General features: G+C 40.5%; 11 protein-coding genes. All 11 read left to right on the forward strand.

Features of this window, described 5'->3' with window-relative positions; translation table 11 throughout:
- The first annotated feature begins 37 nt into the window (after positions 1–37).
- Positions 38–2,272 carry an alpha-galactosidase gene (locus M5A78_RS15055; RefSeq protein ID WP_248736097.1) on the forward strand — a complete coding sequence of 745 codons (2,235 nt, stop codon included), beginning with the start codon at positions 38–40 and terminating at the stop codon, positions 2,270–2,272.
- 352 nt (positions 2,273–2,624) lie between these two features.
- Positions 2,625–3,806: a galactokinase gene (locus M5A78_RS15060; protein ID WP_248736098.1), complete on the forward strand. Its 1,182-nt coding sequence runs from the start codon at positions 2,625–2,627 to the stop codon at positions 3,804–3,806.
- Positions 3,807–4,796 carry a UDP-glucose 4-epimerase GalE gene (galE, locus tag M5A78_RS15065; RefSeq protein WP_248736099.1) on the forward strand — a complete coding sequence of 330 codons (990 nt, stop codon included), beginning with the start codon at positions 3,807–3,809 and terminating at the stop codon, positions 4,794–4,796. It begins immediately after the preceding gene.
- A 5-nt stretch (positions 4,797–4,801) separates the two neighbouring features.
- On the forward strand, positions 4,802–6,280 hold the full coding sequence (gene galT / locus M5A78_RS15070; protein WP_248736100.1) for a UDP-glucose--hexose-1-phosphate uridylyltransferase: 1,479 nt from the start codon (positions 4,802–4,804) through the stop codon (positions 6,278–6,280).
- Between the two features lie 85 nt (positions 6,281–6,365).
- On the forward strand, positions 6,366–7,415 hold the full coding sequence (locus tag M5A78_RS15075; RefSeq protein WP_248736101.1) for an aldose epimerase family protein: 1,050 nt from the start codon (positions 6,366–6,368) through the stop codon (positions 7,413–7,415).
- An 11-nt stretch (positions 7,416–7,426) separates the two neighbouring features.
- Entirely contained in the window at positions 7,427–8,416 is a 990-nt protein-coding gene (locus M5A78_RS15080) for a LacI family DNA-binding transcriptional regulator (RefSeq protein ID WP_248736102.1), read from the forward strand.
- Between the two features lie 310 nt (positions 8,417–8,726).
- Positions 8,727–9,215, forward strand: coding sequence for a cytochrome c-type biogenesis protein CcmH (locus tag M5A78_RS15085; RefSeq protein WP_248736135.1), 489 nt, complete (start codon positions 8,727–8,729; stop codon positions 9,213–9,215).
- Positions 9,216–9,501: 286 nt separating this feature from the next.
- A complete protein-coding gene (locus tag M5A78_RS15090; RefSeq protein WP_248736103.1) occupies positions 9,502–10,503 on the forward strand; it encodes a sugar-binding protein in 1,002 nt (333 codons plus the stop codon).
- The gene (locus M5A78_RS15095; protein WP_248736136.1) at positions 10,503–11,981 is read left to right on the forward strand and encodes a sensor histidine kinase; all 1,479 of its coding nucleotides are present in this window, start codon (positions 10,503–10,505) and stop codon (positions 11,979–11,981) included. Before M5A78_RS15090 ends, M5A78_RS15095 begins: the two co-directional genes overlap by 1 nt.
- Positions 11,953–13,545 carry a response regulator gene (locus tag M5A78_RS15100; protein ID WP_248736104.1) on the forward strand — a complete coding sequence of 531 codons (1,593 nt, stop codon included), beginning with the start codon at positions 11,953–11,955 and terminating at the stop codon, positions 13,543–13,545. The genes M5A78_RS15095 and M5A78_RS15100 overlap by 29 nt, the downstream gene beginning before the upstream one ends.
- Positions 13,546–13,804: 259 nt before the next feature.
- Positions 13,805–14,866, forward strand: a complete 1,062-nt coding sequence (mglB, locus tag M5A78_RS15105; protein ID WP_248736105.1) for a galactose/glucose ABC transporter substrate-binding protein MglB — start codon at positions 13,805–13,807, stop codon at positions 14,864–14,866.
- The last annotated feature ends 78 nt before the right edge of the window (positions 14,867–14,944 follow it).

Raw genomic sequence — 14,944 nt, forward strand, 5'->3', positions numbered from 1 at the left:
ATTTGCAATCAATCATATTTTGGTTAAGGAGTCGATTATGCTTATACATGTTAATCGAGAGAACCAGCAGTTCCATTTAACAAATGGACAAGTGAGTTATATTTTTCACGTGATGAAAAATGGACAATTAGGTCACCTTTACTATGGAAAGGCTTTACGTCATCGGTCTGATTTTTCTCATTTACAAACATATGATGTACCGACAGCTGCAAGCTGTCATGTGTATGTGGACGATCCTGCCTTTTGTTTGGAAACCATACGTCAGGAATACCCGGCGTACGGGAATTCTGATTTCCGTGAGCCTGCGATTAGTGTGAGAAAACCCTTGGATCATCATATCCCCGATTTTAAATATGAAACTTTTAGACTCTTAGAAGGAAAGCCGCATCTTGTTGGAATGCCTGCAACATACACAGAAGAAAATGAAGAAGCTGAAACACTTCAGCTAGTGTTAAAAGATACGTTTCTTCAAGCGGAGTTGATACTAAACTATACGATTTTTCGCGACAAACCAGTCATAACGAGAAGTGCTTCCTTAAAAAACAACGGTACAGATAAGTTGGTCATTGAGAGATTAATGGGGGCATCGCTTGACCTGCCAGATAAGGATTTTATTTTTACCCATTTAGCAGGGGCATGGTCGCGGGAACGGCATGTGAAAGAGAGGAGACTAGAAACGGGTATTCAGTCTATCTCCAGTCTGCGTGGTGCTAGTTCTCATCATCATAATCCGTTTTTAGCTTTAAAGAGACCATATACTACGGAGCATACAGGAGAAGTTTATGGTTTTAATTTCGTTTATAGCAGCAATTTCATTATGCAAGTAGAAGTTGATCATTATGATACGGCAAGACTGATAGTAGGAATTCATCCGTTTGGCTTCAACTGGAATTTAAAGCCGAATGAGGTATTTCAAACACCAGAAGTGGTCATGGTGTATTCAGATCAAGGATTAAATGGAATGAGCCAGGCTTTTCATGATTTATACCGAGATCATTTGATCCCTAGTTATTGGAAGCAGGAAGAGCGCCCGATTTTAATTAATAATTGGGAGGCCACCTATTTTGATTTTAATGAGGAAAAGCTAGTAAACATTGCGAAAACAGCCAGTGAATTAGGGATAGAGCTATTTGTCCTTGATGATGGCTGGTTTGGAAAAAGGAATGATGATACCTCCTCGCTAGGGGATTGGCATGTCGATTTAAATAAGCTTCCGAAGGGTTTAGAAAGCCTAGCCAAGAAAATTTCCGATGTCGGTATGAAATTTGGTCTTTGGTTTGAGCCTGAGATGATAAGTCCTAACAGTGACTTATATCGGGAGCATCCTGATTGGTCAGTTGGTACACTGCATCAGCAAACCCTGGGGAGAAACCAGCTTGTGCTCGATTTCTCAAGACGTGAAATTGTCGACTATCTTTATGAAAAAATGTCAGGCATCATCAAACGAACAGGCCTTTCTTATATTAAGTGGGATATGAATCGGAATATTACCGAGGCTTTTTCACATAAGCTGGATGTCGGTCAGAGAGGTGAGTTTTTCCATCGTTATATTTTAGGAGTTTACAGTTTATATGAACGCTTAACGAGTGAGTTCCCTCATGTTTTGTTTGAATCTTGTGCAGGTGGGGGCGGACGCTTTGACCCAGGAATGATGTACTACGCTCCGCAAGCTTGGACAAGTGATGACACCGATGCGATTGAGCGGCTGAAGATTCAATATGGAACATCCTTCGCCTATCCGGTATATAGCATGGGCTCCCATGTATCAGAGGTTCCAAACCATCAAACATTGCGAACGACGCCATTATCGACAAGGGCAAATACTGCTTATTTTGGAAACTTTGGATATGAGCTGGATCCTCTTAAGCTATCAGAAGTTGAGCGTTTGGAAATTAAAGAGCAGGTTGCTTTTTATAAAAAGCACCGAGGCTTAATACGAGATGGTCAGTTTTATCGTCTGTTAAGTCCTTTTACTGAAAATGAAACGGCTTGGATGGTCGTTAGTTCAGATAAATCGGAAGCATTGGTAGGATGGTATAAGGTTTTGGGGACACCAAACTCTCCGAAACAGCAATCAGTTCGTCTCAGTGGTCTAGATGAAGCGAAAGTGTATAAAGTAGCAGGTCACAAGCTAACGTATTATGGAGATGAACTAATGCAAGTTGGCCTTCAGCTTCCCACCGAATTTAATGGTGTTAATAGCAAAGGTGCTGAGCGTGGAGGCGACTTTCAATCATATGTAGTTTTCTTAGAAAGTAAAGAGAAAGAGTGATTCTAAGAAAAGCGCAAGCGCCCTGGTCAGCGACGTAAGGGCTGGACTGAACCGACTGAGATAAAGGAAACACGGTGAGCGTTAGCGAACCGATGTTGACTTATCATAGGGAGGTGAGGGAAGCACTCTAGTCGCTAGGGCGCTGGAGCTGGACAATTCTCGAAGTCGAAAATTTTATACTTTTCTTATCTTTGAACAAAAGGACGGTTTATCCACCGTCTTTTTGTGTTTTTAGTAAAAACTTTAGTAAAATTATTGAATAGTTTTACTAAAGAGAGTAAAATGTGCTTGAAGATCGTTATTTACTTACAAGATTGATGGTTTGATAAAAGATGAATGGAGGCAATAAATCATGAATTTCACAACGTTAAATAAAACATTTCTGGACTTGTTTCATGTTTTACCTAGACAAGCGTTTTTTGCTCCCGGACGGATTAATTTAATTGGCGAACATACAGATTATAATGGCGGACATGTATTTCCTTGTGCGATAACCTATGGGACCTATGCTGTTGCGAGAAAGCGCGAGGATGGTCTTATCCGTTTGTTCTCAAGTAATTTTCCTGACAAAGGAATTATCGAATTTAACTTAAGACAACTAAATTATGATAAAGAACACAATTGGGCCAATTATCCGAAAGGGATGATTCGGTATATTATCGAGGCAGGATACGAGATTCCAACTGGCTTTGAGTGTGCCATCCATGGAAATATTCCAAATGGCGCCGGTCTTTCCTCCTCAGCTTCGATTGAATTGTTAACTGGCGTCCTTGTTTCTGGTTTGTTTGGATTAGATATTCCACGTCTTGAGTTAATCAAGCTTGGAAAGAAGGTAGAGAATGAATTTATTGGGGTAAACAGTGGCATCATGGACCAATTTGCGATTGGGATGGGAATGAAGGATGCCGGGATATTGTTGGATTGTCAGACACTTACGTTTGAGTACGCACCTATCCACCTTAAAAATCACAAAATTATCATTATGAATACGAACAAACGCCGGGAGTTGGCGGATTCCAAATACAACGAGCGCCGAAGCGAATGTGAGACTGCATTGGCCAAGCTTCAGCAAAGACTCCCAATTGAAGCACTCGGACAGCTCTCAGTAGAAGAATTTGATGAAAATCAATCCTTAATTCCCAATGAAATAGTCCGCAAACGGGCGAAGCATGCAGTTTATGAAAATGTGAGAACACTTAAGGCTTTAGAGGAGCTTAGGGCTGGGAATATAGAGGAGTTTGGACAGTTGATGAACCAATCGCACATTTCTTTAAGAGATGATTATGAAGTGACGGGCCTAGAACTTGATAGTTTGGTAGAAGCTGCTTGGAATCAACCAGGAGTCCTAGGGGCACGCATGACGGGTGCGGGCTTTGGCGGTTGTGCCATCGCAATTGTTGAAAACGAAGCGGTTAACCGCTTTATTGCCAATGTGGGGGCGACCTATCGTGACAAGATTGGCTACGAGGCAGATTTTTACGTTGCCAGCATTGGCGACGGGGCAAAGGAAATTGAAATGGAGGCGTCGGTTTAAATGAGCATTCTTGTTTTAGGCGGTGCGGGTTATATCGGTTCTCACGCAGTATACCAGTTAATTGATCAGGGGTTCGATACAGTGGTGATTGATAATTTACAGACAGGTCACGAGGATGCGATTCACCCACGAGCACGCTTTTATGAAGGCGATATCCGCAGTCGAGCGTTTATGCGCTCTGTTTTTGAACAGGAAAATATTGAAGCAATTTTGCATTTTGCTGCCAACTCACTGGTTAGTGAATCAATGGTCGAGCCGTTAAAGTACTTTGATAACAATGTGTACGGAACGCAAATCGTCCTTGAAATGATGAAGGAATTCGGTGTTAAGCCGATCGTATTCTCTTCCACCGCCGCTGTTTATGGTGAACAGAAGGTCGTGCAGATTACCGAAGAGGCGAACGCACTACCAACGAATACGTATGGTGAAACGAAATTAGCGATGGAAAAAATGATGGCTTGGTGTGATAAGGCATTTGGGATTAAGTACATCTCCCTCCGTTATTTTAACGTGGCATCGGCAAGAAGTGATGGGCAAATTGGTGAAGACCACAATCCGGAAACGCACCTGATTCCGGTGGTTTTGGAAGCGGCCTTAGGAAAAAGACCAGCGGTGACCATCTTTGGGGATGATTATGATACCGCGGACGGTACTTGCATCAGAGATTATGTCCATGTTGAGGACTTGATTGCTGCCCACATCCTTGCCCTCAAGTTTTTGCAAAAGGGCGGAGAAAGTAATATTTTCAATCTTGGCAGCAGTCAAGGGTTCTCGGTAAAAGAAATTGTCGAGACTGCTAGAGCAGTAACAGGAATCGATATTCCAGTGCAAATGGATGAACGGCGTGCCGGGGACCCGAGTACGTTAATTGCTTCCTCGGAAAAAGCAAAGCAGGTGCTGGGCTGGAATCCGATAAGAACGTCGATACATGAAATTATTCAGGATGCCTGGAACTGGCATAAGAATCATCCAAACGGTTATCAGGGGTGAAGCAAATGATTTATCAACTAGTCAAACAATTAGTTAATCAAGCACTTGCCGCTCAATTAATCGAGCGGGAAGATGAAATATACGTACGTAATCAGGTCTTGTCACTGCTGCATCTAGTTGATTTTAAGGAAATGGTAGTTAGTGAGGAAAGCGAAATTCCTGATTTATTAGACCAGATTGTTGAGTATGCCTGCGAGCAGGGCATTATTGAAAATCTTTTTGATGCAAAAGAAATTTTTTCGAGCAAAATCATGAACTGCTTTATCGCGCGACCATCCAACGTAAATCAGCTTTTTTATGAAAAATATCAACAGAATCCTAAAGTAGCAACAGAGTATTTTTATCAATTAAGTAAAAATAGTAACTACATTCAGATGAAGCGGATTCGTAATAATATTGAATATAAGGCCGCGACTGAGTATGGTGAAATTGACATTACGATTAATTTATCAAAACCGGAAAAGGATCCGAGGAGTATCGCGCGTGAACAGGCAGCGGAAAAAACGAATTATCCAAAATGTCTACTGTGTGTTGAGAATGAAGGATATGCCGGGAGAATCGACCACCCGGCCCGTTCGAATCACCGGATGATTCGGTTAAACCTTGTGGAAGAGGCTTGGTATTTGCAATTTTCGCCTTATGTGTATTACAACGAGCATTGTATTGTTTTATTTGAAAAGCATACCGATATGAAGATTAGTCCCACTACTTTTTCGAGGTTAATAGCGTTTGTCGAGCAATTTCCACATTATTTTCTAGGTTCCAATGCAGATATACCGATTGTTGGTGGTTCGATTCTTTCACATGAACATTATCAAGGCGGAAACTATGAATTTGCCATGGCAAAGGCCGATTCTGACTGGACGTTTGCGATGGGTAATTTCCCGCATGTGGAATGTTCGATTGTCAAATGGCCGATGTCAGTTATTCGTCTACGGTCAGAACAAAAAGGTGAGCTTGTGGAAGCAGGGGCTCATATTTTAGCAAAATGGAAAAACTACAGTGATGAAGCTGTCGGGATAATTGCTTGGAATGATGAAACTCCACACAATACGATTACACCGATTGCCCGCAAGCGGGGTGACTTTTTTGAACTCGACCTTGTCCTTCGCAATAACCGGACGAGTGAGGAGCATCCACTAGGAATTTTCCACCCTCACGCGGATGTGCATCATATCAAGAAGGAAAACATTGGCCTGATTGAAGTGATGGGACTGGCCGTATTACCAGCACGTTTAAAGGAAGAACTGGAAGATGTGGAGAATTACATAATTGGCAAAACTGCTGATGTTGCCAATTATCATTTAAGCTGGGCTGAAGAATTAAAAGCACACTATCACTCTGTTGCCGACGAATCAAACGTTGAATCCCTGGTGAGAGAAGAGGTAGGGAAGAAGTTTTTGAAGGCATTAGAGGATGCTGGTGTGTTTAAGCGGGATGAAGCGGGCACTGCCGGGTTCCAGCGGTTTATCCAATCATTATAATCTTGGGGAATGTAGTTAAGGGCTTAGAATTTGTAGAATAGGTCTGAACCAAGTAAGGGTTCTGAAATGATGGAGTGATATATTGATGAAAATACAAGATAGAATATTCGGCATGTATGCGGGTGAGTCCATTACCGAGTATACCCTTGTCAATGATTCAGGCATGACGGTCTCATGCCTGAATTACGGTTGTGTGATTACCAAAATCATCGTCCCCGATCGTGCTGGTACCTTTGAAAATGTTGTCCTTGGTTTTGAGGGCTTTGATGAGTATCTGCAATGGTCGCCGTATTTTGGAGCCGTTGTCGGCCGAGTGGCCGGTAGAATTAAAGGGGCTAGTTTCGAACTAGATGGAAAAGAATACAGACTTGCAGCCAATGAGGCACCCACTCACTTGCATGGCGGTGAGAAGGGTTTTAGCTCAGTGATTTGGAGGACCGAAAAACTAGAGGAAGACAACGCTGTGGGTGTGAAGTTTTTTTACCATAGTTTGGACGGAGAAGAGGGCTACCCAGGTCATTTGGATACGATCGTAACCTACCTACTAACTAATGAAAATGAACTAAGTATGATCTTTGAAGGCAAAACTGATCAAAAAACGTTGGTAAACTTAACTAATCACTCGTATTTTAATTTAAGCGGAAATTTAAAAAGGGATTGTTCAGAGCACAAGCTTCAACTGGATAGCGATCGCTTTTTAGAGCTAGGGCCTGATTTTATTCCCACCGGTAAAATGAGTGATCCAACGAATACCCCATTTGATTTTCAGCGGGCCAGAAGATTAAAGGATGGAATAAATTCCTCGCATTCACAAAATGAGCTCGTCGGACATGGATACGATCACCCACTTATTTTTACAAAAAAGGGTGAAAATACTATCGTTTTAAGTGACGAAGAAAGCGGCCGGATGCTAGAGGTTACCACGAATCAGCCATGTGTGGTCCTTTATACATCTAATCAACTAGAGGGCCCCTTTTCCATATCAGGTGTTCCAGCAAGAAATTATTTAGGTGTGTGTCTGGAAACGCAAGGGCTTCCTGATGCTATTCATCACTCGGCATTTCCAACTGTCATTTTAAACCCAGAGGAAGTATACTATTCCACGACGAAGTATCGTTTTTTTGCCAATAATTGAGGAGAATTGATATGGCTACAATTAAGGATATTGCAAAAATGGCTGGCGTTTCGATTGCTACTGTATCCCGGGTACTGAATTATGACACAACCCTGTCTGTTAGCGATGATACTAAAAAGAGAATTTTTGAATCTGCGGAGAAACTATCCTATAAAAAGAAACCGATACGAAAGCAGGAGGTAGGGAAAATTGCCGTCCTCCAATGGTATACCGAAAAGGAAGAACTGGAAGATTTGTATTACATGTCGATACGGCTAGGGGTAGAAAACCGTTGCCGGCAGCTAGGAATGGACACGGTCAAGTATTTTCAAGACAACTATGAGGATTTGAAGGAAGATGATATTCAGGGGCTTATTGCGATTGGGAAGTTTAGCAGCAAGCAAGTGGAAGATTTAGTGAAGATTACTGAAAATATTGTCTTTGTTGACACTTCTCCGGATGAAGATCGGTTTGATTCGATTGTGATTGACTTTGAAAAATCAACAAGAAAAGTACTCGATTATTTCATTGAAAAAGGCCATAAACAAATCGGCTATATCGGCGGAAGAGAAGGGTTTAAAGACAAAACCTCTATCATAGAAGACCCAAGGGAATTGACATTCAAGGGTTATTTGGCGGAAAAAGGGATATTGACTGAAGCGTTTATGTACCAAGGTGCATTTTCCGTTGATGATGGACATTCCTTGATGAAAAAGGCAATTCAGGAGCATGGTGATAACCTACCAACCGCCATTTTCGCTGGGAATGATTCGATTGCTATAGGTGCACTCAGGGCTTTACAGGAGGAAGGAATTTCTGTTCCAGACCAGGTGAATATCATCGGTGTCAACGATATCAGTGTTTCTAAATACGTCTTTCCTGCTTTAAGCACTGTAAAGGTGTATACCGAACTCATGGGTGAAACTGGCGTAGACACTCTCGTGGAGCGAATCGAAGGCAGAAAAACCGCCAAGAAAATATTCATCGCAACCAAACTCATCATAAGAAATAGCAGCTTTTAATCTAAGATCACCACTTCATTAAAATGTATCCTATGGGTAGGCACTTTAAAAAAGTCTACCTATAGGGTACATTTTCTTGTGTCTGAGTCTTTTTAGTAGAAATCTTTGATAACAGCTATTGTAACGGTAGTATCCAATTTATACTATTGATGAAAAATGTTCATTTATCGATAAAAGATAGCTATTTTGAGCCATTGGAAATAACCTTAAAATTGATTAATTTTTTAGTAGATATTGAGTATAATTTCCATTTATTGAGGAACTTAATTATTGATTCTTGGGTGAAAAATTTTACGGAGGGTGTTATGTGATGCGCATTTTAGGATTCATAGCTTGTCTAGTCTTTTTTTTCGGAGCAATAAATGTTTCAGCTGAAGAACAAAAAGGGAAAGCAAGTTTTGATTACACTAACCCAGAGTTTAGAGCTACTGTTGATATGCTTTCCATGGATGGACATGGTAACGATGACTTGGCTAGCTGTAATGTAAAACAGGGGTACTATGAAGATGTAGCTGAAATGTTTATGAAAGGTATGAAAAAACAGGAAATTCTTGATTACTATGAAAGGGAACTGGGGGTTCATGCCCTACAGGCTCCTCCGGTAAAGGGCTTCAATCTTAGCCTGTGGATTACCCCTTTTGTTTTATTATTTATGGTAGCCATGTTGATTTATTTCTTAATTAAAAGGTGGAAAAAGAATAATGAAATATTTGTAATGGATGAGGTTCTCCCATCTTCGAATGTGGAACATGATATTTACACATCGATTATAGAAGAAGAACGGAAAAAATTCTTATAATCTAAGCCAGAAGAGAGAAATAAAAATAAGTAAAATTTATTCGATATTCATTAATTAAACGAGGACCGGGCGGATGCCTGGTTTTTTTTATATTTGCGTGTATGTATAGAGTAGTGTCCTTCTGTGGTGGACGAATGTCTTTTTGTGGTGCCTGACACCGTTCCCACACCGTTCCCGTTTGCCACCATTTTCACTAAAATGACGTTGTTGAATTTTTGGATGTTACGTATAATGTTTTTATCTGGAATGGTAACGGTTACATATGATGAGGGGTTGGAGAGATTTTATGAGCAGGTTGTCGATCACGGCATATACATTTGGTATTATATTTTTTCTTGTGAGTTGCTCTTTTGCAGGTTTTTATGGATATAAGGTAGTTACCCATCATCTGCCTAAAGAAGAGAAAAAGATAGAAAAGTATAATTATCATTTTATGCTGGTTCCTGAGGAGCTCGATAATGAGTATTGGAGATTGGTTGAGAAAGGGGCAAGGGCAGCCGCTAAAGATTATCATATCATGCTGGAGTATGTTGGGCCGAAGCAAGCCAATATTGAAGATCACTTAAAGACCATTGAAATGTCGGCGGCATCAAAAGTGGACGGAATTATGACACAGGGATTGAGTGATGAACAATTTACGCCGTTAATCAATCGGGTTGTAGAGAAGGGAATCCCTGTTATCACTGTTGATACGGATGCAGCAAACAGCAAGCGTATCGCCTACATTGGTACCGATAATTATTATTCTGGATTCTTAGCCGGAAAGGCTTTGATTGCTGATACAAAAGGACAAGCCAATGTTGCGATTATAACGGGGAGTTTCATTAAGAACCATCAAATACAGAGGGTGAAGGGATTTCGGGATGCCGTAATGGCAGAAAAGGGAATTCAGATCGTCGATGTGGAAGAATCCGAAATTAGTAGGGTGAAAGCCGCCGAAAAAGCATACAAAATCCTGCAAGACCATCCCGAGGTCAACGCCTTTTTTGGGACGAGTGCCCTAGATGGAATTGGGATTGCCCAGGTGGTCGAGAAATATAAAAAACAAGATCAAGTGTACATTGTTGGATTCGACACACTTCCGGAAACGATCAATTACATGCGGAAGGGGACCATCAAGGCAACTGTTGTTCAGGAGCCATTTGAAATGGGATACAAAGCCGTGAAAATGATGATTGATTTAATTGAAGGCCAAAAAGTACCTCCTATCGTCCACACAGATACGCGAATTTTAAGAGTAGGGGATTTACCCGTAAGTAATCAGGACAGATTGGGGGTTAATCGTTGATGTTATTTCGAATCAGATCGAAATTACTTCTTTATTTCATCGTTCTCGTGGTGTTATTAACCTCCGTCGGGCTGGTTTTTTATAACAGCAGTGAAAAACTTGTCATTGAATATGATGATAGCTTTGAACGCTTTTTGTTATTAAATGATATCTCGCAACGAACCAATTTAATTACGGAAAAGCTGCATGCCTATATTTTAGATAAGGACGAATCCTACCTGAAAGACTATCGAAAAGAAAAGGTCAAGATAATCAAGGACCAAAAGCGACTGAATAAAGTCATTAGTACGAATGATATTACTCTTACAAATTATAAAAATATGATTGATAGCTTTCTGGATGCAAGTGATGCGACACTAGGGGCTTTTCAAAAGGATGATATTAATCAATACTCTAATCAATTTAATGAGGTGTTGAAAATCGCGGCTTTTCTTCAAGAAAGCACACTTGCCTTGTTAAATAATAAACTGACAGACTATCAAAAGTTTTATAATCAAATGGAAATGCAAAATCATTATTACAAACTTATGTCGATTTCCCTATTTGCGGCAGCGTTTTTTCTTAGTACCTTATTAGCCTTATGGATTTCTGGCGGGATTACTAAACCAATCAGCCTGTTATCAAGGGCGGCTAAGGAGATTTCCAAAGGGAACTTAGCGGGAGAAGATATTAAAATAACAACAAAAGACGAATTAAAACCATTAACAGAAACCTTCAACCAAATGCGCACGAACCTGAGGCAGCTCGTAACGGAAATTAAGCAGAAATCGGAGTTAGATAAGCTTTTAAAAGAATTGGAGTTAAGGAGCTTACAGAACCAAATCAATCCTCATTTCCTATTTAACACATTGAATACGGTTTCGAAAATGGCCTATTTGGAAGAAGCAGAACAGACATCAAGGTTAATAGAAGCAGTGGCAGCCATCCTCCGCTACAACCTCAGTGATTTTAATAAGGCCTCGACCCTTAGGGAAGAAGTGCGGATTGTGAAAGAGTATTTCTTTATCCAACAAACACGATTTGGAGAGAGGATTCAATTCGCAACAGACATACAGGAGGATTGTTTAGATAGTGAGATTCCCAGTTTAATCCTTCAGCCAATAATTGAAAACGCCTTCATTCATGGGGTGGAATCGTATGAAGAAAATGCGCTGATTCGTTTGCGAATATACCGGCAAAATGACCGGATTCATGTAGAAGTCATTGACAACGGGGCCGGAATGGATGAGACCACTAAGAAAAAATTACTTAATTATGTAGACGGAACGGAACCAACAGAGGGGTACGAAACTGAACAAGGAATAGGTCAATCGATAGGTATAGGAGTGAAGAATGTAATTAGAAGGCTACAGCTTTTTTATCATAGAAACGACATTGTTGAAATCGAATCAGAATTAAATAAGGGAACAAATTTCAGGTTGACGATTCCTGAGACAGTAAAAGGGGGCAATGAGCTTGTTGAAAATTTTAATTGTTGATGATGAGGTCCTTGAACGAAAAGCATTAACCCGAATTATTAACGGCTCTGTGCAAGACGTTTTGGTGATTGGCGAAGCCCCTAACGGAAGAAAAGCAATTGAAATGGCCCAAGAACATCAGCCTGACATTATTTTTATGGATATAAAAATGCCAGGAATTGATGGTGTTCAAGCTGTTAAAGCTATCAAAAAAGTCGGCCTCGGCATTCGCTTTATCATGGTTTCTGCCTTTAACACATTCGAATATGCCAAAGAAGTGATGCAACAGGGAGTCAAGGAATATATCTTAAAACCGAGTAGAAAACAAGATATTCTTGCGGCACTAGAGCGTGTTACAGGTGAAATCTATGAGGAACGTAAACAGAGAGATGAGCAGCGAAGCTTGAAAGAAAACCTCGACCGAGCTGTTTCGATTGCCCAAAAAGAATGGGTTTCATCGTTATTAGTGAACCAAGTTCAGGATATTACCTTTGATGAATGGGGCCAGCTATTAGGGGTAGAAATTACATCCGGCTATATTATGCTGTTTTCCCTTCTACAGGAAGGTAATGCTGAGCCTTCCATAAGTGAAAAACAAAACTGGTACATGTGGCTGAAGGAAGTCCTAAAATCTGTTGTTAAAAAGCACGAAGTCATGATTGGGCCTTTAACAGAATCACAAGCTCCGGTGTTATTCCTTTGCAAAAAGACAACAGAAAAGGTCAATTTTAGAGCAAGTGCACAGGCTATCATTGATAGCATGGTCAGCCTTTTTTATAAGGAATCATTCAACGGGGAATTAAGAATTGGCATTGGTCTCCCCTATAATCATGCCCATGAGCTAAATAAATCCTATCATGAAGCGCTTTTGACCTTAAACGAGCTCATAAAAATGCCAAATCGAAAGTATTTATTTGGCGTCAAGCAGGGAGCTGCAGAAACGCCTTCTCCATCTGGAGTTCTTGAGATGGAAAAAAAATTGTTAGATGCGGTTCGTCAGGGAGATGTTAACCAGGTCTTGTATTATTTTGATTCGTTTGTATCGAATCATGCCGTTAATAAAAATGTACAATCACCTATGGTAAAAAAGTCATTTGATGAATTGTTTATTCTCATTTCCCGGATGCTTCATGAACTGGGTATCAGCTATGAGCGAACACCTGCTATCGAGGAATTGGACGATAGTATGATGATTTTTGAGAAGGGGAGGTCCCATTTGTTGGCGGTCGTTCAGCATGTTCAGGTGTGGCGGAACCAGCACGCAAAGGGTATGCTTCATAAGGCAAAGGAGTATATCGAGGATCATTATGCTGATTCGATTACACTGGAATTGGTGGCGGAATATGTAGAACTTAGTCCGTTTTATTTTAGCAAATTATTTAAAGATCGATTTGGGATGACCTTTATTGATTATTTGACGGAAATAAGAATTAAACATGCTAAAGCGGAAATGGTCGACCAGGGAAAAAGCTTAAAGGAAATATGCTATTCTGTTGGCTACAAAGATCCAAACTATTTTAGTCGTGTGTTTAAAAAGCATACAGGCTTATCACCAACTGAATTTCGCCGGGCAACTGTAAGCTAGTAGGTTGATAACTTAATATACTCCAATAAGACCAAATCGCTTCGCGTTTTGGTCTTATTTTATTCCATTAGCACAATGTATTGTTACATAACAGTTGCAATATAATCTAGAAATTCACAATAATATGCTATTCTTTTGAACTATTGCATGAAATCTTAGCGTGCTAACATAGTTGTAAGGGCTTTCATGATGGCTGAGCGAAGCATGATAGAAGCCGATTATCAAGATCTTTACTAAAAAGTAAAAGGAGAATGATTACATGCTTAAGAAGAAAAAAGGGCTAATTCTATCTTTAACCGTTGCAACTAGTATTTTATTAGCTACAGGCTGCAGCAGTTCCACTGGCGGTACAGATTCTGGAAAAGGTAAAGACGGTGACCTTCCACGCGTTGGTGCAACGATTTACAAATTTGATGATAACTTTATGTCTTACGTTCGTCGTGCCATGCAAACTTCAGCAAAAGATAAAGTTGATCTTATGCTGAATGATTCACAAAATGACCAAGCAAAACAAATTGAGCAAGTCGACACATTAATTGCCAAAGGTGCAAAATCCTTAGCTATCAATCTTGTTGATCCAAAATCGGCTCAAACGATTATCGACAAGGCCAAACCAAAAGGTATTCCCGTTATCTTCTTTAACAAAGAGCCGGATGCAAGTGTTTTAGCAGGCTATGACAAAGCTTACTATGTCGGAACAACTTCATCAGAATCTGGTGTGATCCAAGGTGAGTTAATCGCAAAAGCTTGGGAAGCTAACAAAGATAAATGGGACAAAAACAAAGATGGCAAACTTCAATACGTATTATTAAAAGGTGAGCCGGGACACCCAGATGCTGAAGCTCGTACGAAATTTGCTATCGACACAATCAAAGCAAAAGGTATCCAGGTGGATGAATTAGCATTGGATACTGCAATGTGGGATGCAACAAAAGCAACTGAAAAAATGGATGCTTGGTTAGCGAAATACAGTGACAAAATTGAATTCGTTATTGCCAACAACGATGGAATGGCTTTAGGAGCAATTTCTTCGCTTGAAAAAGCAGGATACTTCTCTGGTGACAAATTCATGCCAGTTGTCGGTGTTGACGCGATTCCAGAAGCTCTTGAAATGATTGAAAAAGGAAAAATGGTTGGTACTGTCTTGAATGACGCGAAAAACCAAGGTAAAGCAACGGTTGAACTTGCGGCAAATGCAGCAAAAGGTAAAGACGTATTAGACGGAACATCGTGGAAGCTTGATGATAAAAAAGCGGTTCGTGTTCCTTACGTGGAAGTAACAAAGGACAACATCCAAGTCGGTAGGGATGCTTATAAATAAGAAAAGTGGAAGCGCCCGTCCGGGGGCTGGAAATTTCCGGCCTCTAGGCGCTCCTCGAACAAAGGAAAAGCTCCTGCT

Origin of the sequence: Neobacillus rhizosphaerae, from assembly GCF_937468385.1 — a bacterium.
Lineage (GTDB): Bacteria > Bacillota > Bacilli > Bacillales > Cytobacillaceae > Neobacillus > Neobacillus rhizosphaerae.

Excerpts from the sequence above, each read along its gene's own strand:
- M5A78_RS15100 (WP_248736104.1), top strand. The coding sequence starts at position 11,953 with ATGAGCTTGTTGAAAATTTTAATTGTTGATGATGAGGTCCTTGAACGA.
- M5A78_RS15085 (WP_248736135.1), top strand. The coding sequence starts at position 8,727 with ATGCGCATTTTAGGATTCATAGCTTGTCTAGTCTTTTTTTTCGGAGCA.
- galT (WP_248736100.1), top strand. The coding sequence starts at position 4,802 with ATGATTTATCAACTAGTCAAACAATTAGTTAATCAAGCACTTGCCGCT.
- M5A78_RS15060 (WP_248736098.1), top strand. The coding sequence starts at position 2,625 with ATGAATTTCACAACGTTAAATAAAACATTTCTGGACTTGTTTCATGTT.
- M5A78_RS15080 (WP_248736102.1), top strand. The coding sequence starts at position 7,427 with ATGGCTACAATTAAGGATATTGCAAAAATGGCTGGCGTTTCGATTGCT.
- M5A78_RS15075 (WP_248736101.1), top strand. The coding sequence starts at position 6,366 with ATGAAAATACAAGATAGAATATTCGGCATGTATGCGGGTGAGTCCATT.
- M5A78_RS15055 (WP_248736097.1), top strand. The coding sequence starts at position 38 with ATGCTTATACATGTTAATCGAGAGAACCAGCAGTTCCATTTAACAAAT.
- galE (WP_248736099.1), top strand. The coding sequence starts at position 3,807 with ATGAGCATTCTTGTTTTAGGCGGTGCGGGTTATATCGGTTCTCACGCA.
- M5A78_RS15095 (WP_248736136.1), top strand. The coding sequence starts at position 10,503 with ATGTTATTTCGAATCAGATCGAAATTACTTCTTTATTTCATCGTTCTC.
- mglB (WP_248736105.1), top strand. The coding sequence starts at position 13,805 with ATGCTTAAGAAGAAAAAAGGGCTAATTCTATCTTTAACCGTTGCAACT.
- M5A78_RS15090 (WP_248736103.1), top strand. The coding sequence starts at position 9,502 with ATGAGCAGGTTGTCGATCACGGCATATACATTTGGTATTATATTTTTT.